A 21,002-nucleotide genomic window follows, 5' to 3' on the forward strand; every position below is an offset into this window, starting at 1 on the left:
TCACTCAACTTTGCGCAAAACCCAAAACCGCCGGCGCTGGAGAGTATCTCAGCGGCGGCGGTTTTGGGGATCATCGGAGGTTATTCAGCCAATCAGCGGTCGTTCTTGGCGGCCTTCACGGTCTTGATGAGCATCGCGACGGCAACCAGCATGGCGATCGCAACAGCCGCAGCCAGCACCGCGGTGCCGGTCTTGCCGAGCAGTGCGGCGCCAAACGGGCCGGCCTTCGTATCGTTGTTGACCTTGCCGGAAGCGATCACGCCGTTCTTGTCAGCGTTGCCAGCGCCCGGCTTGCCGTTGTTCTTGTCAGCGGAGTTGGCGGCCGGAGCCTGGAAGTCGACGGTCACGGCCTTGCCGGACTGGCGGCCGGTGACGGTGAGCGTGTATTCAGAGCCTTCGGTCACGCCGTCCAGCGCGATCGGAGTGGTCTGTGCGGTCTTGACGCGCACGCCGGAGAGCGGAGTGGAGGAATCGGACGCGGCCACGGTCTTGCCGTTCTTGTCCTTCAGCTCGTAGCTGAGCACAGCGTCGCCGTTGAAGCCGTCGACGTCCGCGGTGAACTTGCCGTCGGCAGCGGAGACCTTCACAGTGCCGTTGTCAGACAGTGCCTTCTGCGATTCGGCGGAAGTGGCCAGTCCCAGAGCGCCGGCGATCGTGTAGAAGTTGTCGGTCTGGTCGGTCAGGCCGATGACGCGCTGTGCGCCAGGGCCGGAAGCCGCGATACGCAGCTGGGTGCCGGTGTGCTCCATGTCGCCGCCGTTGTAGCCGCCGTCTGCATCGCGAGAATCGTCCTGGGCGGTGCCGTAGGAGACGACCATGTTGTTGCCATCAGCGGTCTTCAGCACGGTGGACAGTGCGTAAGCCGGCTGGGCGTTGAGGATCTGGGAGGTGTGCGCGTGGTCGGCGGTGACGATCACCAGCGTGTTCGTGAGGTCCACGTTCTGCATGGCGTAGGCAATGGCCCGGTCGAAGTCGTCGGTCTCGCCGATCTGGCCGCAGGCATTGCCTGCGTGGTCCTGCTTATCGATCGAGGCGCCCTCGACCTGCAGGAAGAAGCCGTTCTTCTGGCCGTTCGGGTTGTCATTCAGCAAATCGAGCGCCTTCTTGGTCATGTCCTTGAGCGAGGAGCCCTGATTGCCGAGCCAGTCGGCGTTCGGGGTGCACACGGTCGGGTTGGCGTCCTTGGCTGGATCCTTGGCGGTGGCCTTGGACGGGTTGAACTTGGTCGGCATGTTACCGTCGCTCATCAGGGCGAGCACTGGCTGGCCGTCCTTGTACTGCAGGGCGTTCATCGCGGCCGGATCGTTCTCGACGGTCTGGAAGCCCATTTCCTTGGCCTGTTCCCACACGGTCTTGCCCTTGTATTCACCACCCTGCACGGTCTGACGGAAGTACTTGGAACCACCGCCGATGGTTACGTCGGCGCGGGTGTCGAGCAGCTGCTCGGAGATGGAGCCGATGCCGCCGTTTTCCTTAAGCTGGTTGATGAGGCACTGCTTGGAGGCATTGTTGGACGTGCCGTCGGTCTTGCCCTGTGGGCCGTAGCAGGCACGTTCGGACGAATGCGATTCCAGCACGGCCGGGGTGGCATCCTGGATTTCGGCGGTGGTCACATTGCCGGTGGCTTTGCCGGCCGCCTTGGCCAGCTCGAAGAGGTTCAGCTGCGGATTGCCGTAAATATCAACGTCAACGGCGTTGTTGTAGGTCTTGGTGCCGGTGGCCCATGCGGAACCGGATGCGGAGGAATCGGTTACGGGGGTAAGCTTGCCCGGATTGGGGTTGGCGACCAGCTTGCCGTCGCCATCCTTGCCGACGGCGCTGTCCTTGCTGCCGTTGCCGACGGAGAAGGTCGTGTACTGACCGGTGCCGGCCTGCACGTCGCCGAGCGCGCCGGGCTGGCCGACCGCGTCGAGACCGTCGAAGTGGCCGTTGGCGCCCTTCAGGTAGTCGCGGGCGACGGTGATTTCCGAATCGCCCATGCCGTCGCCGATGAACAGCACCACGTTCTTGGCGTTTTTGTTGCCGATGGCTGCGATGCGTTGCGCGCCGCCGTGCTGCGCCAGTTCCGCAACGGACTTGCCGTTGGGGCTGTACGTGGTGTCGGCTGCGAGCGCCGGCGCGGCAAGCGCACCGAGCGTTGCGACGGAGGCGAGGGCCGCGATTGCGCCCGTGAGAGCCTTGTGCTTACTCATGTTTCTTCTTTCTTCCATGCAGTTTCGTCTGTGCCGTCCGGTTTCGTCGATTCGTTGCGATCGAGGCGGTTTCCCGATTCGGTTTCCCGATTTCGGAGTCCCGTTTTCGGCTATACCTTCCAGCTATGCGGAACCTTTCCGCAACTGCATTTGCTTGGATCTTTCGATTCCACCGCCCACGCTATGCGCCGCAAGCCAACGCACACCGCACTACAGAAGAACGGCAGATGAACACTCATCGCCATATGATGACCGCAACATATCCACCGCATGAACAGGGGGAATACGGCCAATAAAATCGCCATATTCCGTCAAACAACACCCCCACCGCACCCCACAAGCCAAAATCCCCCACTGGCTGGATAAATCCAACCTCTCAGACCCCACTCACACGCCAAAAATCCCAGTGACTGGATAAAAACCACCTCTGACGCACCACTCACGCGACTAAATCATCCAGCCACTGGAAAAAATGCCCGCGCCACTCAGCCCCGCGCAACCCGCGCCGCGCGCGTGGCCTTTACGGCCACGAACACGGACCGCACCAGCAGCACGCACAGATAGCAGGCGAACATAATCGCCCCAACTCGTGGCGAAACCTCCCCCGCAATCCACGTGCCGAGCGGCGCGGTCACAGCCGCCGTCACGCCAATAATCAGCGCGGTTTTCACATGCGCTAGCCTGCGCTTCAAGTTCGCCGCGCTGGTCGTGATCGAATTCGGAAACATTGCCAACAGCGAAGTGCCGCGCGCAACCAGGTCGGACGCGCCAAACAGCATCGACAGCGACGGCACCGCAAGCGCACCACCCCCAATGCCCAGCAGCCCCGCCAGCGTGCCGATGACCACACCCAGCAACGCCAAGCCAATGCCGGTCACCACCGTCATGACAATCTGGTGGTCGCGCGACGGCACAAAACTCACCTGATTGATCACCACAAACACGAGAAACGCCACGAAAATCCACCGCAGCACCAATTCCGGCAGCCGCGACAGCAGCCAACTGCCGATCTGCCCGCCGACAAACATACCGCAAAACAGCAACGCCGCGGCGAGCCAGTCGACGTGCCCGCCGGTCGCGTACGAAACGACGCCGGAAATGGAGGTCGGCACGATCGCCAGCGTGGACGTGGCGGCCGCGTTGCGTTGCGACAGGCCGAGCCAGACGAGCGCGGGCACGATCACCGTGCCGCCGCCGATGCCGAACGTGCCCGACAGCACCCCCACCAACATGCCGACCACAATCAGCACGATGATGCTGCGCGCCGACCCGTCAAGCGCCGTCTCCCCCGCTCGCGATTCCATCTTTTGCGATTCCGTTCGTACGGCATCCGCCCGATCCGCAGTTTCCCCTTCATCACACATGGCAGCTCCTTCCACGTCTTCCGCGCCCGATACTACCCACCTGCCGCGCGCAGCAATCAGCCGATTCCATAATTTTGCGATTTCGCCGCCGCAGCGCCCGGTTCACGCGCTTTCTCGCTTATAGATGGCGGATTCGCGGGATCGACGGATGGTATCTCGCTTATAGATGGCGGCCCCTTGCGGGAACAAGACATCTAGGGGGCATGCATGCTACCCCCTAACGACCTATTGCCCAAACCGACCCGCCACCTATAAGCGAGATACCACCGGACGCCCGGCCGAATCCACCATCTATAAGCCAGATACCCAGCCAAAACCACGACCGCACGCCTACACCCACGCCTACACCGGCACACCCGCGCGCCTACACCCACGCAAGACCCATTGCACACACCCCCGTACGCACACGACCGCGCGCGGACCGGCAAAATCGCAAGTCATGAGCGAAAAGGGGCATCAAAAGCGTCCGAAACAGCCCGAATCACACCCCCATCCGCTCACAGACAAGCAAAACCAGCCCAACTCACAAGTCGTGAGCAAAAGGGGAGGCCACCCAACATCAAAACAGCCCGAAACATCCAGAATCGTACCCCCATCCGCTCACAACCGCGCCAAAACCGTCAAAACCGCAAGTCATGAGCAAAAGGGGCATCAAAAGCGTCCGAAACAGGCCGAATAATACCCCCATCCGCTCACAACCCATGCTTCAGCACGATTCAGGCCATATGCGCACCGCAACAACACCCCTGCGCAACATCAGACATGCACACGCACGCAAACACAAGTACACACACTGAAACGCAACACGTACCACAAGCACACAAACACCACGCACCACATACCAAGCACGACCAGACGCACACCCCCGCACACCGGAGAAGCGATGTCACCGGCTTGCGGCGGCGCTAGGCTAGACACTACCCCCGAACACCAGACGAATGGCGCGCGCCGGCCCCGGCGCACAACCCGTGCCGCACAATCCAGGAGCGTCGCCATAGCCGCGCGAGCCCCACAAAAGCGCAGCCAGCCACAAACACGAGCAGTCCGATCACCGCAGCCGCCACGGCTGTCATTTCGCCCGGCTCGTCGTATTGCGTCTTGTCTGGCACTTTGGGGTTCGGAATCCGGTGCCCGCGCACGAGCAACCTGTGCGAGTTGATGCCGTACGGCGTGCAGGTGATCAGAGTCGCGTAATCGGCGCCCGGCTCGATGTTGAGTTTGCTGATTTCGCTTGGCAGCACCACTGAGATCTGGTCCACTTTGTACGTGTACGTTTGGTCGAGCACGTGGAATGCGAACGTGTCGCCTTTCTCCAGCTCGTCGAGACCGGTTAGCAATCGCGCGCTCGGCAGCCCGGTATGCCCGGAGATCACCGCGTGCGTGGTCGCTCCGCCTACGGGCAGCGATGTGCCGGCCAAATGTCCGGCGGCGATCTGCAATACGCCGTCACTGGTGCCGTGATAGACGGGCAGTTTCACTTTGATGCGCGGGATGGTCACGTATCCCATGATGCCGGTGCCGGTCACGTCGAGCGTTTCATCATATTCGCGCTTCTGCGCGTCGGTCATGTGCCACCGATCGCCGTTCGCGGCGAGCCGTTCGTTGTATTCGTGCGCCGCTTTCAGCATGGCTTTGCGTTCGGCGCCGGACATGTCTTTGGTTTGTTCCACGTAGCCTGCCACGGCGTATGACTGGTGCATGCGGTTCCACCAGTCGCTGAATGTCGGATACGCGATGAGGCCCAGCGCCCCGATCATGGCTATTGCGGAAATGGCAATCATCACATTGAGCAGCGCATTCGATTTCTTATGCTTGGCAGCCGGTTTAACCTGCGCACCCGGTTTAACCTGCGCATCCAATTCGACTTGCGCAGCTGGCTTGGCGTCCGATTCATCCGTCACGTTACTTATGCTACGCCCGCTTCCGCAAAGCCGTCTTGGCAACGATCAGCAGCACCAAACCCGCGCCCAAGATGGCCACGGCAATCCAAGCGGCCTGCTGCACGTCGGCGCCGGTGTGCGGCTGGTCCGGCGTGGTGGGTGGCGTGTGCGTGTTGGTGATTTCAGTGGAGTCGCCTTCCACATCGGAGATGGTGGTGTAGCCGTCGGGCACCGCCGCTTCGACCACGGTCCATTCGTGGTCCGCGTCGAGCGCTGTCCACGAATGCGTCCACTTGTTGGACTCGTTCAGCTTCACGTTTTCCACGGGCTCGCCGTCGCGCAGGAGTTTCACGGTGATGGATTCGGGGCGCTTGCCGTCAGAATTGTTCCGGTCATTCCAGATTTTGCGCACGGTGCGTTTCACGGTTTTCGGCGGTTGCGCCACACATTCGGTTTTCGGTTCGATACTCAGCACACGCGACCCGCCGGAGACGCCGTCTTCGGGCACTGCGACGAGCATGCTGCCGGAAGAGCACGTCCATGTCTGGTTCTTTCCGGAGGCGTTGGCGACCTTCACGTCAACGCTGTCGGACACGGCCAAGTACAGGCCGTCGGACAGTCCGGTGAAGGTCAGATGCCCGGAGGTGTTGGCGACGCCGGTTGCCGTGGCGTCAGGTTGGTTCACCGCGATGAGTCCGGCGAGCGTGTTGGCCATGTCTCGCCACACCTGCGCGTCCTTGCCGGTCATCTTCGACCAGTCGACGGGGTAGGCGGTGGAGTCGGTGAACGGTGCGACGGGTTCGAAGGTGGCGCCGCCGCTTGCCGGGATCTGCCCGACTTTGTAGAGGTTGAAGCTGGCGTCCGAAATGGCGAAGTTGGTAGAATCGTCGCCAGTTTCGGAGTCCGAGCTTTTATGTTGGTACGAAATGGCGATGCTGCCGCTGGCAGAGTCTGTTGTTGGCGCCGCGACGGCATCGCGAGTAATGAATGCACAGGCTGCCGCGGCGAATGTGGCGGCGATTGCGCAGCATGCGGCGATGACGCGGCTTGCGATCGTGCGTTCCTTCATTGCCGACCCCTCTTCTGTGGATTGGAAAGTAAGCATGTTTGATTCGCCCCCAACGGCAAACCGGAAAATATATGGAGCCAGGCTGGATACTCAAGAAAATTAGGCAGTGTACAAGGGATTGAGGTCTTTATGTCTGACCGGCCTCCCCTCGTCTCGCCAAGGTGATCATTGCTGCCGCTCCTTTGCCCTGAGGGCCAGGAGACCAACCATGATCGCGGCGGTCAGTGAGCGGGCGCGCGAAAGCACGCGACCGGATGCCGATCGCATTCCCGAATAGTGCTGTGGCGCATTCTGCATGGTACCGTTACGCAGCTGCTTCATCCTGTCCCCCTGCCGCACGACTACAGCCCCCTCTAAGTTCCTTTCCAAGAGGTGACATCCTTTGCAGGAACGTCAACTCCCATGCTCTTCATTGCGCATATAGCGGCCTGCTATACACTTCTCCTCGCTTCATACCCTCGTTTGAGTACCCCTCAATGATAACCTTTGCAGTTATGAAATGAAACACTGCTACCCTACCCCCGCGACGCGTTATACCCTCCTCAAAATACTGCAATAAAGGCAAACATCGGCTGATATACCGCCGTTCCCGGCATTGCACAGACCACACTATCTCTGCAAATTTATTTTCACTATCACGCAGGAAATCGTACCCCCTTCTACGTGTTGCAACAAATAATTCTGCAAACATTTTCATATTTTGCATGCATCATTCGTTCCGTTGTACAACGAAAACAAAGCAAACCGCCCCTAAAAACAGCCCCCGTTATAACGCCATCATGACCACGGCACCATTACCAGCGAAACTGAGCGAATCGCATCCGCAACGACAATCGAAGCCTCCCGACCGACATGCAGATGCGGAGCAAAAAAATGTGTCACGATCCTGATTTTCGCCGCAAATTTCGAATCATGACACATCCAGATGCCGAAAAAGCCAATTTTTCAACCGACTCATACCCCCGACACGCAATTTCGGCGGATTCGAACCAGTACGGGGGTGCACGATGTGTCACGATCCCGAAAAACAGCCCAAAATCAGAATCGTGCTACATATACGGGGGTGCGGAAACACAAACTCGGCCCCCGCAATAAAAACATCAACAATCCACAGAAGTAAAAAAACACACGAAGACACAACCGGCAACCAATGCAACTATTACGGACGCACCGACTTCCTCACAAACGTCAGCAGCCCATCATAATCGAGATCCCCATTCGCAACTGAAAGAATGGAATGAAGCAGCTCACCATGATCAAAAGTCGCAGCAATGCCGCCTTCGCGTAAAAGAACCAGCATCAACGCCAATCCCGTACGCTTATTCCCATCAACAAAAGGATGCTGCGTAATCACCTCATATCCCAACCTCACCGCCTTCTCGCACAACGTAGGATACAAGTCCTCGCCCGCGAAACTCATCCAAGGAGAAGCCACGCATCCCTCAAGACAAGACAAGCTCCGCACGCCACCAGATCCACCATGACGACGTATCTGCAAATCGTGAATAGCAAGCACCGTAGGAACGTCAATCGGCTGCGTAACACTACGATTCACGCGCAAGAACCTCGAAGACATCGCGATACTCATCATCTATCGCCCGGGCAGCATCAAGGTACCGACCCTGCACCGCATCCTGCCGCGACCCTTGAGCCGGTGCCGCAACCGGATCCAGCGGAACGATCTTGAAAGCAGGCTTGTTGTTCTTAAAGACGGTAACGGAAACACGGTCATGCATGACTTTGTCCGTGATGGCTTTCAAATCGCGACGCACATCCGTATAGCTAGCCGTTAGTGGCATCACAGCCCCCATCCTTTGTATGGCACCATATTCAGTACATTATATTGTACAGAATTCTTTTATCGGACAGCGCCTGTCCAACTTCCGGATCATCGATACGTGAAGACTGCCACCGGCGGCGCGGATGCGGAACAAAATGTGTCACGATCCCGAAAAACAGCACAAAATCAGAATCGTGCTACATATACGGGGTATCGAAGCATTATGACGAGGTGCAAAGGCATTACGGGGATGCAGGGACGCAAACCCAACCACCAAACCGCACAATCAAACAGCAGCGTTACCCACAAGGTTGAAAGCACACGGGGGCGCACACCACTTCGACCCCGCAAGGATTCCGAGCCCTACACAACGCAGCCAAAATACCAGCCAAAACACCGCGGTTCCGAATAAGACCACAATGCGACCATACCCCGCTCATCTTCGACCCCAGCAGCCTCGGCGAAATCGCGCCCAGGCCCAGAACCGGAACCTACTGCTCCCCGCCGAACACGGAATCAGTGCCACGCAGCACCAGCTGCGCACGCACCACTTCGTACGGGTTCTCCAGCGGCTCCCCCGCGATGAGCTTCATGGCCTTCTGCGCGGCCGCGCGACCCATCGCATACGGATCCTGGCGCATGGTGGTCAGGTTCACAGTGTCGGCGTACGGCGAATCGTCGAAGCCGATAATCGAGTAATCAGAAGGCGTGTGGTGGCCGTACCGTTCCAAACGCAGCACCAGCGGAATCGCCATCATATCCATCTGGCAGCAGATGGCGTCCGGGAATTCGTCGAACGCCAGCAGCGCGGTCAATGCCGAATCGGCGAACGTCTTGCCACGCGGCACGGAAACGACGCGCCACTTGAAGTCGTGCGTGCTTTCCATGGTCTTGCAGGCGCGGATGAAGCCCTGTCCACGCGAGTCGATGGAGGAATTGATGGAGTCGATGGCGTCGGAGCACACGTACACGATGTTTTTGTGGCCAAGGTTGATGAGGTGCTGCGCGGCGGTGAACATGCCGTCCTCATCGTCGATGGAGATGGTGGCGTCGAATCCGCTTTGCGTCGGCGTATTGATGCCGATGATCGGCACGTGGATGCGTTTGAGCTGCTGGATTTCCTTCGGATCCACGCCGAACGACGTTACGAATACGGCGTCCACGTTGCGGCGGACGGGCAGATTCGTGAAGAATTCCTTGCGATTTTCGGCGGTGTCGACATGCTGGAACAGCGAGATGTCGTACCCGGCGTCGTGCATGACGGAGTCGATGCCGGCGAACACTTCCGTATTGAACCAGCTGGTGATTTCCTCGTTCATCAGCATCGCCACACGGTACGATTGGCCGGATTTCAGCGACGTGGCGGAACGGGAGATGTTGAAATCAAGCTTGTCCGCCGTTTCCAGCACCTTGCGACGTGTACGTTCGGACACCAGTTCCGGACGCTTGAACGCGCGCGATACCGTGGAAATCGACACACCCGCGGCCTTGGCCACCTCGCGAATGCCTGCTCTATCCATCTCTCAACCCCTTTGCGGTTCTAGCATCATAATCACAAACGTTTCCAACCTTGGAAACACTCGCTTGAGCGGTGATGCTCTCTCAATCCGTTTCTATCATATTGCGAACGTTGTCAAAAATCACGCCAGTGTTGCACAAATCGCACAAATTATCAAAATAACCGGGTAAACCGCGTAAAAAGCCCATTTCGTCCACTGATGCTTATAGCCCAGCTTGCCGTTGTAGTAGTGCACGAACGCCACGCCCACGCCCGGCGCGATCATCATCACGGCGCCGAACAGGCCGGCTGTGAACATCATCGAATTCTCATACTGGCGCATCAGAGCGAAAATCAGCACGAAGCCAAGCGTCACCGAACCGATGCTCATCATGTGCTGGCGTAGGCCGATACGCAGCAGCAGGTCCCACAGCAGACCAATCACCACCAGTCCGACCGACAACAGCACCTTCATGGCCTTCTGATAGCGCGACGCCACCCAGTCGAGCGCGGCAAGCACAACAAACGCAACGAACAGGCCGAAAACGGGATTCTGCGAGCCCAGGTCGAAAGCCTTATGCGATGTGGCGAGGTCGTACGGCACCTCGCACACCACGGCGAGAATGAACAGCTGCAGGCCGTACGCGACCCGGCTGTGCGTTTCACGGAAACCCTGCACCAGCAGCCACGCGTAGATCGGAATGGCGAACCAGGACACCACTTCGCTCAGGACCATCGCCGTCAGCGACGTCATATTGTTGGTATCGGAGCCGAAGAACAGCGGCACGATGGTGGTGCTGCCGGCGGACAAGGCCAACGCCACCGCGCCGATGACCTTAAGTTGGAACACCGTCAGTCCGCGACGCTTTTTCCTGTTGCGGCGAGCGCCGCCGAATCCGATTTGGTCGGTCGAATCGGTTCGAGCTCCCTGCTCGGCATAGCCTTCCATATGTCCTCCTATTGCGATTTTTCCGCGCGTCGCACGTGGCACGTGCACCTTACGCACGCCTTACGCACGTATGCCTTTTACGACTTGCGACTTTTCCTTGCGACTTTCCCGCACGCCACAGCGGCTTCCCGCACGTCCCATGCGATTTAAGCTCAGCGCCCACCGCGCGCCTTATGCGTCCAGCACGAATTTCAGCAGCCCGTCGTAGTCGGCTCCGGTAAACGAACATACCGCATGCTCTGACGCCGCCGGATCATTGGCGGGCGAAATCTCCGTGCGGAAATACGCGGCATCAAGTCCCGCGGCATTGGCGCCGATGATGTCGTTGCGTTCGTCGTTGCCCACCATGAGCGCATGCTTGGCGGTCACGAATTCACGGTCGAGCGCCAGCATGTACAGCTCGCGGGACGGCTTGCGCATCTTCTCCTCACTGGAGATGATCACGTCGTCCAGCACGCTCGCCAAACCGGTCATCTCCAGTTCGGGCCTCGTGTAGCATGCCTGCGCGTTGCTCAGCAGCACCACCACGACGCCGGCGTCCTGCAGACGTTCGATCATGTCCAGCGCGCCCGGATACAGACGGATCATGCTGGTGCTGGCCTGGCGGAACGCCCATGCGGCCTTTTCCGCGGCCTGCGGCAGCGCCAATCGGCGTTCCGCCTCATCGTCGCGGTTCATGAGCAGCGAGCGGTACACGGGCAGGATGTCAAATTCCCCCCACCCGTCGCGCACGATCGCACGATTGGCCTGGTGCACCATCTCACGCGCCTCAAGTTGGTCGAACCGTTCGCGCATCTCGTCAAGCGACCCATACTGCGCGCCCAGTTCATGCACGCAGTCATATAAAGCCTGCCAGGCGGCTTCGCTTTGCTCATCGGTACGAATATCGATCAGCGTTCCGTACAGGTCGAAGAACACCACCTCATATCGTGGATCTTGCGCTCCGGTTTCCACTTTCGTGTCCTTTCTGGTCTTCCGGCCTCGTTGCCGTAGCGGGGGGCACGGCGACCGCCACTTTGCGATCGCCGCATGGGTTCTCTCTTCGAGAGTATTACTGCAACCTCCAGATTGCAAACGTATGCGCCGGCATGATCAGATAATCGTCGTCACCTCCCCCTGTGCTGACGCCACCCCCTCTGCCGGACACTCCAAGGCAGCACCAGTAACGATGCATCTCACCGGAATCGCCTTCCACAGCCGCGGCGGCCACGTCCACCACGCCGGTGCGATCGGACGGATTGACGGCCACCAAGTAATCACCGACGCGGAACACCAGCTCATCGCCTTCCGTGTCGACGATCTTGCGATTGCCGTCGAACCATCGCGCATCGCTTTTGCGCAGGGCGATCAGCTTCGCATAGAAACCGATCAGATCGCGCATATGCCAAGCGCGGTTCCAATCCAGCCAGTTGAGCTCCTTGGTCGAATCGTACGAATCGGAATTGCCGTATTTGGTGCGCGCGAACTCCTCGCCGGACAGCATGAACGGAATGCCTGCCGATGTGAGCACGATGCCGGCGGACAGACGATTGGCCCCCAGCACATCGTGCAACGCCTGTGCCATCTCCGGTCCGACGGCGTCCAGTCCCTGTTCGGAGAAATCGGCGTCATGCAGCGTCTTCGGCACATCCACCGTGTTTTCCTCGTCGCCTTCGGCCACGGCGCTGCCCAGCGAGCTCGCCGCAAGACTGGCGCATAGCTTGTCCCACAAGGTCAGGTCATCATGCGCGGAAACGTATTGGATCACCTGCCCAGCAACGCCTTCCGGCCGGTCGCTATGGCGCCAGGCGTCCACCGCCTCGCGCACGGCCACGGCGTTGGCGTGCATGCCGCCGTTCACGTAGCCGGGGCGATCCGAATAGAACACGTGGCCTTTGATGGTGTCGCGCGTGGTGTCGCAGAAGTGGCCGATGCGATCGTCCAACTGCGCAAGCCCCTGCTTGCCGGCGAGCAGCGTGTCCGCGGGAAGTGGCGCCGACGCGCCTGCGGACCACGGTTCGCCATACATGAGGATGTCACGGCCGCGGCCGGGAATCTCGTTCAACGCGGCGCGCACGGCGTTCATGGTGTCCACGTCGATCAGGCCCATCAGATCGAAGCGGAAGCCGTCCATGTGGTATTCGCGCGCCCAGAACGTCACGGATTCCACGATGAACCGGCGGAACATCTTGCGTTCGGTGGCCATATCGCAGCCGCAGCCGGATCCGTTGGCCAGCGCGCCGTTGGGCTTGCGGCGCAGGAAGTATTTCGGCACCGTACGTTCGAACCAATTGTCGGTGGAGAACATGTGGTTGTAAACCACATCCATGATCACCTTGATGCCCGCACTGTGCAGCGCCTGCACCATCTGCTTGACTTCGCGGATTCGTGTGGTGCCGTCGAACGGATTGGTGGAGTACGAGCCTTCCGGCACATTGTAATTGATCGGATCGTAGCCCCAGTTATAGCGGTCGCAGGTCGTTTCGTCCACTGAACCGAAGTCGTAAATCGGCATCAGCTGCACTGCAGTGACACCAAGCTTCTTCAGGTACGCAAGGCCGGTCGGAAAGTCGGGATGGCCTTCCAACGACGTACCGTCATCGGTGAACGCAAGATACTTGCCGCGGTGCGATTCGGGGAAACCGCCGGCGGGATCATTGCTGAAATCGCCCACATGGGTTTCCCAGACCACCGTCTGCGCAAGCGGCACGTCCGGCATATGGTCGCGGTACCAACCATCCGGATTGGTGCGGCTGAAGTCCACGACCATGCTGCGCCGGCCGTTCACACCGGCCCCGCGCGCCCACGGATCGGCGACGCGGTCCACGGAACCGCAATCGCGTTCAATCAAAAAGTCGTAATACACGCCGTGCTTGTTGTCGGCGAAAACGAAATTAGCGGCACTTCGCTGCGTCTAGGTCTGCAAAGCTTTGCAATTCTCGAAGCCGAGTAGCAGACGAGCAATGCCCCGTTGAAATAATCGTTTGCAATGCGGAGCGCTGCGCCTTCGTATTGCAAACGATAGTCAATATGAAAAAACAATTCCGGTTATCTATATTCCTGAAATTAGAGCAAAATCGCAATATAGCAACACTCTCTTACCGCAAAACACGCTTTGAAAACGATATCATACCGTGATATAGTTATCTTTGGTGCGAATGCCACCAGCATCGAAGCTGCGGCAATCGCAAGCAATGTAGCATGTCAGCCGTCACAAACGGCGCGGAAAGAAGGGACCCATGACACAGACCCAGCAGACCGAAAGCGCAGAACGCATCGCACGGCCTCTTATCCAGCTCGCCAAGCTCAATGGCATTTCCACGTCGTATATCGACCAGCTCGGCACCTATGTGGAAATCCGCGACGAAGTGCTCGTCTCCGTATTGGCCGCACTCGGTGTGGACGCATCCAGCGACGAAGCGATCACCGCCTCCTATGCGGCGACCCAGCAGCGCATCGCAGACACACTTGTTGAGCCGACCGTCGTGAAGTTCATCGGCAAGGAAGCCGTCACGCCAATCCGCGCGAAAGGAAACGACGTGGCGCTGAAGCTGACGTTGGAAGACGGCACGGAATATGCGGGCGATCTGACCGCGTATCTGACGGGCTCGAACGCAGATGACGGCTCGCTGCAACTGACGCTGCCGGACGATATTCCCGCCGGCTACCACACGCTGGCCGTCGATGCCGGCCCGCTGCACGCCGAAGCCGCGCTGATCTGCGCACCGGCACGCATCGAACTGCCGCCAGCAGTAGCGGAAAAGCAACGTTGGGGCTGGATGGCACAGATGTATTCCATCCGTTCCGCTGAATCCTGGGGCGTGGGCGACTATGGCGATCTGAAGCTGCTGCTGTCCGACGCGGCAACGAAATCGCATGCCGATTTCATGCTTATCAACCCGATTCACGCCACCGCGCCGGTGCCGCCGCTGGAGCCGTCGCCATATCTTCCCGAATCGCGTCGTTTTCTCAATGTGACGTACATCCGTCCGCAGGATATCGCTGAATATGCGGAACTCAACGAGGCGGACCAGGCCGAAGTGGCGCGTCTGCACGCGGAAGTCTCGCCAGCCAACGACAGTATCGAGCCGCTCGACATCAATTCCGCTTGGTGGCACAAGCGCCAGGCGCTGCAGCTTGTGTACAACGTGCCGCGTTCCGTCGAGCGTCAGGCCGCGTTCGACGCGTTCAAGGAGGCCGCGGGTCCGGATCTGCGCGCGTTCGCCGCATGGTCGGTGGCGTTCCAGGTGTGGGGCGCGCCGTGGGAAGGCACGTGGTTCAAGGACACGAACCGCGATTCGCCTGAAGTGGTGGAGCTCATGCGCGAGCACGCCGATATGGTCGATTTCGAATGCTGGCTGCAGTGGATCGCCGACGAGCAGGTGACAGCCGCGCAGAACGCCGCCCGTGACAGCGGTATGGCACTCGGCCTCATGCAGGATATGGCCGTGGGCGTGCACTCGCTCGGCGCGGACGTGTGGTGGAATCCGGAACGTTTCGCAGTAGGCAGCGTAACCGTGGGCTGCCCACCGGACTTCTACAACCAGCAGGGTCAGGATTGGGGCCAGCCGCCGTTCAATCCGAATTATCTGGCCAAAACTGGTTATGGCGTGTACCGCGAGATGGTGCACAACATGTTCTCGCACGCGGGCGCGGTGCGCATCGACCATATACTCGGCCTATTCCGTCTGTGGTGGATTCCGCAGGGCGAAGGCGCGCGCGGTGGCGCGTACGTTACGTACGACTATGAGGCGATGATCGCGATCCTGACCATTGAAGCGTCCCGCGTGAACGGTTTGGTGGTCGGCGAGGATCTGGGCACCGTGCCTGATTACGTACGCACGGTACTCGGCGAGCACGGCCTGCTGGGCTGCATGGTGGAATGGTTCGCCCGCGTGGACGACTCCCCCAACGCCGGCGACCCGTACGCCGATCCGTCCACGTACCGCAAGTACGCGCTGGCTTCCGTCACCACGCACGACCTGCCGCCGACCGCCGGCTACCTGCAGTTCGAGCACGTCAAGCTGCGCGAACAGCTGCACCTGCTGTCCGGCCCGGTCGAGGAGTTCCAGGCTTCCGCCACCGCCGAACGCGACGCGATGATGGACCGTCTTGTGGAGTCCGGCCTGATCACGCCGGAAGTGGCGGGCGATGTGGAAGGCCACATCCAGGAAATCGTCGAGGCGATGCACAAGATGCTGCTCAAGTCGCCGTCCGTGCTGCTGCAGGCCGCGTTGGTGGATGGCGTGGGCGAGACGCGCACGCAGAACCAGCCGGGCACGTCCAGTGAATACTCCAACTGGCGTGTGCCGCTGGCAGGCCCGGACCTCAAGGTGGTGCACACCGATGAGGTGTTCGATCTGCCGCGCGTGCAATCGCTTGCCGCCATCATGAACGGCGAGAAGTAGCGTTTAGACTTACCATTCCCCTTTCCTTACAAACCAAAATTCCGGTCCTCCTTGTGGAGGGCCGGAATTTTTCATATATGCAAGGCGATTTGGGAGCGGTTAGGCCGCCTGAGAACAATCGCAACCTCAGCCAGCAGTGCAACGGCCAGGTTCAGCGGTCGATCAGCCCAGCAGCAGCCAGACGGAGGCGTCGCTATCCAGCTTGCCGTCGTCCGTCAACGGCACGGAATTTGCGATGGCGACCGCATCGTCCGGCAGGGCGATCGGCTCGTCGCCGAAATTGGTGACGGACAGGAATCGACGGCCTTCCGTGGCCGGACGCGAGTAGGCGACCACCGTATCGCCCATGTCCAGCAGGTCGGCGGACGTGTCTCCGGTCGCCGTCAGCACCGTCTGCCGCAGCTGCAACAGCTTGCGGTACAAGTGCAGCATGGAACCGTTGTCATCGGCCTCGACGTCGGCCGCGAAATCCTTGAACCAGGCCGGCTGCGGCAGGTGCGCGTCGGCGGAATCGCCCTGCTCCGGGCCGAAACCGAACGTGCCGCCGGTGATGAAGTCCGGGCTCCACGAAGCCGGTTCGCCGCAATCGGCAGCCTTCCACGGCATCGGTGCACGGCAGCCGTCACGACCCTTGTCGGTGAAGTTGCGACGGGTGTTGAACGGCGTCGGATCCTCAAGACGATCCCACGGAATGTTCGCCACTTCGAACAGGCCCAGTTCCTCGCCCTGATACACGTAGGCGGAACCCGGCAGGCCCAGTTCCATCAGCGCGGCTGCGCGGGCGCGACGGGTGCCGAGCTCACGATTCTCGCGGTAGGTCTCTCCGTCACGCAACAGCCAATCGTGCGCCAGCTGGTGGTACGGAGCGTCCTTCACCTGCGGCAGACCGAAACGCGACGGACTGCGCGGCACATCGTGGTTGTTCATAACCCACGTCGTGGTGGAACCGTGAGTTTCCTCGGCGGCGCGCAAGCCGTCAGCAATGGCCGTACGGAACTCGTCGGCGAACCAGTTGGCTTCGGCGAACTCGAAATTGAACACCTGGCCGAGCTCGTCGGTGGACGCGTACAGATGCTGCGATTCGGCCTTCACCCACGCCTCGCCGACGGCGAAACGCGGCGGATTGTACTCGTTGAACACCTGACGCCATTCGCGGTAGATGTCGTGCACTTCCGGACGGTCCCACAGCGGGCTGAACGCGCCGTCCGCCGGCAGCACATGCTGCACCGCGGCCGGATCCATGTCGGCCAGCGGCACGGAATCGAGGTCCTTGGCCAAGCCGTGCGCCACGTCGATGCGGAAGCCGTCGGTTCCGTGGTCGGACCAGAATCGCAATGTCTTCTTGAATTCCTCGTGCACGTCCGGATTCTTCCAATTCAAATCCGGCTGCTCCTTGGCGAACATGTGCAGGTACCACTGGCCGTCGTCGACCTGCTGCCACGCCGGGCCGCCGAACAGCGACTGCCAGTCGTTCGGCGGCAGCTCGCCGTGCTCGCCGCGGCCTTCGCGGAAGATGTAGCGGTCGCGTGCGGCCGAACCGCGGCCGGCGGCGAGCGCCTCGATGAACATCTTGTGCTTGTTGGACGTGTGGTTCGGCACGATGTCGACGATCACCTTGATGCCGGCTTCATGCGCGGCGGCGGCCATCGCGTCGAAATCGGCCATGGTGCCGAGGCGCGGGTCCACGTTGCGGTAGTCGATCACGTCGTAGCCGCCATCGGCCAGGTCGGACGGGTAGAACGGGCTCAGCCAGATCGCGTCGATGCCGAGATTCTTCAGGTAATCCATTTTCTCGGTGACACCGGCGATGTCTCCCAACCCGTCGCCGTTCACGTCTTTGAAGCTGCGCGGGTAGATCTGGTAGACGACGGCTTGCTTCCACCAATCGTCACGCATGTTGTTTGCTGTCACGATAACCCCTTTTGTCGTAGTCCATCGGATGCGGAGCACTGTCTCCGCTACATGAAAACGATAACATCAAGCAAAGCGAAACGCTAATGAAAACTTAATCATTGCAGCACATCAAACGTTTGACGAAAATGTGCATACTCCAGCTGTATCGAGTAGAATCGCGGAAGATTCGACTTGCATACGTTGCCAACGGATGCCATACGAAAGGCGATTATGAAGTTCCTCTCCCCCGATTCCGGCTTTATGCGCGGCCTGAGCGACGCCGTCGACGCGATCTGGATCAACATTCTGATGCTCGTCACCAGCATTCCGATCATCACGATCGGCGCGGCACTGACCGCCGGCCACGACGCCGTCCGTCGCACGCTGTCCGGCGAAGGCACGGCGACGCGCAATTATTTCAAGGCGTTCCGTTCGAATTTTGCGAAATCGACCGGCTATTGGCTGATTTTCGGCACGACCGGCACGCTGTGCGTCTACTCGTGGATCGTGCTGCAGATCACGCCGCTGCTCATTCCGAAATTCGCGTTGACGATTGTGTGGCTCATCGGTTTCGAATGGGTGTGGGCGTTGCAGGCGCGGTTCGAGAACTCGTTCTGGCGCACGCTTGGCAACGCTTTTGTGTTCGGCGTGAGCAACATCGGCCACACGTTGGCATTGGTTGCGATCGACGCAGTGTACGTGGCGCTGCTCGTGGCCAGCTGGGTTTACATGCCGCAGGGCCTGTTCCTGCTGCTCATACTGGGGTATGGCACGATGCTGATGCTGCATTCGCCGATTCTCGAGCATGTCTTCCGCAAGTACATCAGCAAGTAATTAGGCACGAAAAAAGGGACTGATTCGCATCAGTCCCTTAAATTTTTCTGGGTGAAAATCAGCCCTTCACCGCGCCGCCTTCGGCCCTGCAATTAAGGACCGCGCTACGCGCGGGCTCAACGTTACCCTCGCGGCATAGCCGCTCGGGCTGGAGCCTGGGAACAGCGCACTGCGCTGTTCCCTAAGGGCTGATCGAAGATCAGCCCTTAACGGCTCCAGCCATAACACCCTTCACGATGTACTTCTGGCAGATCAGGTAGAAGATGATGATCGGGATGATGGCCATGACCAGGCATGCCATCATGGCGCCCATATCCACGGAACCATAACCGCCCTTCAGATACTGCACCGCCACGGAAATGGTCTTGTACTTGCTCAAATCGAGCGTCAGGTACGGCAGCAGGTAGTCGTTCCAGATCCACATGGCCTGCAGAATGGCCACGGACACAATGGACGGCTTCATGATCGGCACCACGATCTGGAAGAAGATACGCGGCACGGAAGCACCATCGATCATGGCGGATTCTTCCAGCGATTCCGGAATGCCCTTAACCACACCGGTGAAGATGAACACGGCCAGACCAGCGCCGAAGCCCAGATACACGAAGCACAGACCCCACGGGGTGTTGAGCTTGAGCATATCGGCCAGCTTGGAGAGGGTGAACATGACCATCTGGAACGGCACGATCATGTTGAACAGGAACAACGTGTACAGCAGCTTTGCAGCCCAGTTGTTCACGCGGACGATCCACCATGCGCACATCGAAGTGCACACCAGAATCAGCGCCACGGAACCGACAGTGATGAGCAGGGTCCAGCCGAAACTGGCAAAGAAGTTCGTGGTCTCGAGGCCACGCGTATAGTTTTCAAGTCCAACGAACGCCTTACCGGTCGGCAGGGAGAACGCGTTACGAGAAATATACGCCTTCTGCTTGAAAGAGTTGATGATCACCAGCACGATCGGGAAGATCCACGCCAGCGAAACCACCGCGAACAGTACGGACCACAGTGCGCCGTGCTTGACTTTTTCTCCGGAGTTCATGCCTCCACCTCCTTGCTCGTGGTGAGCTTGTTCTGGATGAGCGCCACGATGGCCACCAGAATGAAGAACAGCACTGCCTTCGCTTGGCCGACGCCTTCCCAGCCCATACGGCCATAGAACGTGCGGGTAATGTTCATTGCCAGACCTTCAGACATGTTCGACGGAGCGCCGTTGGTCAATGCAAGGTTCTGATCGTACAGCTTGAAGCCGTTGGTGACACACAGGAACGAGCATACGGTGATCGACGGCATCATCAGCGGAATGATGATCTTGAACATGGTCTGGGTGCCGTTTGCGCCGTCCACGGAAGCCGCTTCGAGCACGTCGGTCGGCAGCGACTGCATGCCTGCGATGTAGATAATCATCATATAGCCGATCTGCTGCCAGCACACCAAGATGACCAAGCCCCAGAAGCCGTAGGTTGCGCTATACGTCAACGCGCGGCCCCAGTGAGCGAGAATGCCGTTGAGCAGCAGCATCCAGATGTAGCCCAGGATAATGCCACCGATGAGGTTCGGCATGAAGAACACCGAACGGAAGATGTTGGAGCCCTTGATGGCCTTGGTCAGCATGTATGCGATGGCGAACGCGACTACGTTGATCACGATCGTCGTGATGATGGTCAGTGCCGTCGAGAAGCCCAGCGCGTGCAGGAACTCCTTATCGGCAAAAGCCCTCTTGTAGTTTTTCAGACCGACGAATTCGGCGTCGGTGACGGTGGTGAACTTGCAGAAGCTCAGATACACACCCATGATGAACGGGATCACAAACCCGATGATGAACGCGGCGAACGTTGGCAGCGCGAAGAGCGCCCACCACTTTCGTATCGCCTTGCCAGCCATGCTGATCATAGCCTGCCTGCTTTCTTTCCTTCTCCATTCCGCGTACCGCGTCAACGCGGGCGGGAATTCCATTCCCCAGAGGAACCATCCACAGCATTGTTTCCTGTTTCTCCAGTGCTTACATCAGTCATGATAAACGGCATGACTGCAAATGTCAAACGTTGTCATTTTCGTATGTCACGCACGGCAAAATATGAAACGTTGTCACCAAAAACCATCTCTAGAGAACGCTTATATTCCACGCAATGCCCAACTACCACCACTTTATGAAA

15 protein-coding genes are annotated in these 21,002 nt (G+C 59.5%); 2 read left to right on the forward strand and 13 right to left on the reverse strand.

Features of this window, described 5'->3' with window-relative positions; genetic code table 11:
• Positions 1–92: 92 nt before the first annotated feature.
• The 10 genes from phoA to BAD_RS08185 form a co-directional block, all read right to left on the reverse strand.
• Positions 93–2,192, reverse strand: a complete 2,100-nt coding sequence (gene phoA, locus BAD_RS08130; RefSeq protein WP_011743846.1) for an alkaline phosphatase — start codon at positions 2,190–2,192, stop codon at positions 93–95.
• A gap of 485 nt (positions 2,193–2,677) precedes the next feature.
• Positions 2,678–3,496, reverse strand: coding sequence for a sulfite exporter TauE/SafE family protein (locus tag BAD_RS08135; RefSeq protein ID WP_041777560.1), 819 nt, complete (start codon positions 3,494–3,496; stop codon positions 2,678–2,680).
• Positions 3,497–4,473: 977 nt separating this feature from the next.
• Positions 4,474–5,457, reverse strand: coding sequence for a class C sortase (locus BAD_RS08140; RefSeq protein ID WP_050731471.1), 984 nt, complete (start codon positions 5,455–5,457; stop codon positions 4,474–4,476).
• Between the two features lie 10 nt (positions 5,458–5,467).
• Positions 5,468–6,505: a Cna B-type domain-containing protein gene (locus BAD_RS08145; RefSeq protein ID WP_231837079.1), complete on the reverse strand. Its 1,038-nt coding sequence runs from the start codon at positions 6,503–6,505 to the stop codon at positions 5,468–5,470.
• Between the two features lie 1,159 nt (positions 6,506–7,664).
• A complete protein-coding gene (locus BAD_RS08720; RefSeq protein ID WP_011743853.1) occupies positions 7,665–8,096 on the reverse strand; it encodes a type II toxin-antitoxin system death-on-curing family toxin in 432 nt (143 codons plus the stop codon).
• Positions 8,050–8,304 carry a type II toxin-antitoxin system prevent-host-death family antitoxin gene (locus tag BAD_RS09105; protein ID WP_041777443.1) on the reverse strand — a complete coding sequence of 85 codons (255 nt, stop codon included), beginning with the start codon at positions 8,302–8,304 and terminating at the stop codon, positions 8,050–8,052. Before BAD_RS09105 ends, BAD_RS08720 begins: the two co-directional genes overlap by 47 nt.
• Before the next feature lie 472 nt (positions 8,305–8,776).
• Positions 8,777–9,805, reverse strand: coding sequence for a LacI family DNA-binding transcriptional regulator (locus tag BAD_RS08170; protein ID WP_011743854.1), 1,029 nt, complete (start codon positions 9,803–9,805; stop codon positions 8,777–8,779).
• Between the two features lie 120 nt (positions 9,806–9,925).
• On the reverse strand, positions 9,926–10,732 hold the full coding sequence (locus tag BAD_RS08175) for a TraX family protein (RefSeq protein WP_039775962.1): 807 nt from the start codon (positions 10,730–10,732) through the stop codon (positions 9,926–9,928).
• Between the two features lie 171 nt (positions 10,733–10,903).
• A complete protein-coding gene (locus BAD_RS08180) occupies positions 10,904–11,686 on the reverse strand; it encodes an HAD family hydrolase (RefSeq protein WP_011743856.1) in 783 nt (260 codons plus the stop codon).
• Positions 11,687–11,783: 97 nt separating this feature from the next.
• Complete coding sequence (locus tag BAD_RS08185) at positions 11,784–13,481, reverse strand: alpha-amylase family glycosyl hydrolase (protein WP_011743857.1); 1,698 nt, start codon at positions 13,479–13,481, stop codon at positions 11,784–11,786.
• A 469-nt stretch (positions 13,482–13,950) separates the two neighbouring features.
• Here BAD_RS08185 and malQ point away from each other — a divergent pair, with 469 nt between their 5' ends.
• On the forward strand, positions 13,951–16,119 hold the full coding sequence (gene malQ, locus BAD_RS08190; RefSeq protein ID WP_011743858.1) for a 4-alpha-glucanotransferase: 2,169 nt from the start codon (positions 13,951–13,953) through the stop codon (positions 16,117–16,119).
• Positions 16,120–16,281: 162 nt separating this feature from the next.
• On the opposite strand, the gene BAD_RS08195 is transcribed toward malQ, so the two are convergent.
• On the reverse strand, positions 16,282–18,030 hold the full coding sequence (locus BAD_RS08195) for a glycoside hydrolase family 13 protein (protein WP_003811282.1): 1,749 nt from the start codon (positions 18,028–18,030) through the stop codon (positions 16,282–16,284).
• Positions 18,031–18,243: 213 nt separating this feature from the next.
• Between BAD_RS08195 and BAD_RS08200 the strand changes: the two genes are divergently transcribed.
• Positions 18,244–18,846: a YesL family protein gene (locus tag BAD_RS08200; protein ID WP_011743859.1), complete on the forward strand. Its 603-nt coding sequence runs from the start codon at positions 18,244–18,246 to the stop codon at positions 18,844–18,846.
• 199 nt (positions 18,847–19,045) lie between these two features.
• Here BAD_RS08200 and BAD_RS08205 read toward each other — a convergent pair whose 3' ends face one another.
• Positions 19,046–19,888 carry a carbohydrate ABC transporter permease gene (locus BAD_RS08205; protein WP_011743860.1) on the reverse strand — a complete coding sequence of 281 codons (843 nt, stop codon included), beginning with the start codon at positions 19,886–19,888 and terminating at the stop codon, positions 19,046–19,048.
• Entirely contained in the window at positions 19,885–20,739 is an 855-nt protein-coding gene (locus BAD_RS08210; protein ID WP_021912815.1) for a carbohydrate ABC transporter permease, read from the reverse strand. The genes BAD_RS08205 and BAD_RS08210 overlap by 4 nt, the downstream gene beginning before the upstream one ends.
• Between the last annotated feature and the right edge of the window lie 263 nt (positions 20,740–21,002).

The sequence above is a fragment of the Bifidobacterium adolescentis ATCC 15703 genome (assembly GCF_000010425.1).
GTDB classification, from domain to species: domain Bacteria; phylum Actinomycetota; class Actinomycetes; order Actinomycetales; family Bifidobacteriaceae; genus Bifidobacterium; species Bifidobacterium adolescentis.

What these genes read in the sequence shown, in the direction of transcription:
- malQ (WP_011743858.1), top strand. Translation starts at nt 13,951, where the DNA reads ATGACACAGACCCAGCAGACCGAAAGCGCAGAACGCATCGCACGGCCT.
- BAD_RS08720 (WP_011743853.1), bottom strand. Translation starts at nt 8,096, where the DNA reads ATGATGAGTATCGCGATGTCTTCGAGGTTCTTGCGCGTGAATCGTAGT.
- phoA (WP_011743846.1), bottom strand. Translation starts at nt 2,192, where the DNA reads ATGAGTAAGCACAAGGCTCTCACGGGCGCAATCGCGGCCCTCGCCTCC.
- BAD_RS08205 (WP_011743860.1), bottom strand. Translation starts at nt 19,888, where the DNA reads ATGAACTCCGGAGAAAAAGTCAAGCACGGCGCACTGTGGTCCGTACTG.
- BAD_RS08210 (WP_021912815.1), bottom strand. Translation starts at nt 20,739, where the DNA reads ATGATCAGCATGGCTGGCAAGGCGATACGAAAGTGGTGGGCGCTCTTC.
- BAD_RS08200 (WP_011743859.1), top strand. Translation starts at nt 18,244, where the DNA reads ATGAAGTTCCTCTCCCCCGATTCCGGCTTTATGCGCGGCCTGAGCGAC.
- BAD_RS08185 (WP_011743857.1), bottom strand. Translation starts at nt 13,481, where the DNA reads ATGGTCGTGGACTTCAGCCGCACCAATCCGGATGGTTGGTACCGCGAC.
- BAD_RS08170 (WP_011743854.1), bottom strand. Translation starts at nt 9,805, where the DNA reads ATGGATAGAGCAGGCATTCGCGAGGTGGCCAAGGCCGCGGGTGTGTCG.
- BAD_RS08145 (WP_231837079.1), bottom strand. Translation starts at nt 6,505, where the DNA reads ATGAAGGAACGCACGATCGCAAGCCGCGTCATCGCCGCATGCTGCGCA.
- BAD_RS08135 (WP_041777560.1), bottom strand. Translation starts at nt 3,496, where the DNA reads ATGGAATCGCGAGCGGGGGAGACGGCGCTTGACGGGTCGGCGCGCAGC.
- BAD_RS08175 (WP_039775962.1), bottom strand. Translation starts at nt 10,732, where the DNA reads ATGGAAGGCTATGCCGAGCAGGGAGCTCGAACCGATTCGACCGACCAA.
- BAD_RS09105 (WP_041777443.1), bottom strand. Translation starts at nt 8,304, where the DNA reads ATGCCACTAACGGCTAGCTATACGGATGTGCGTCGCGATTTGAAAGCC.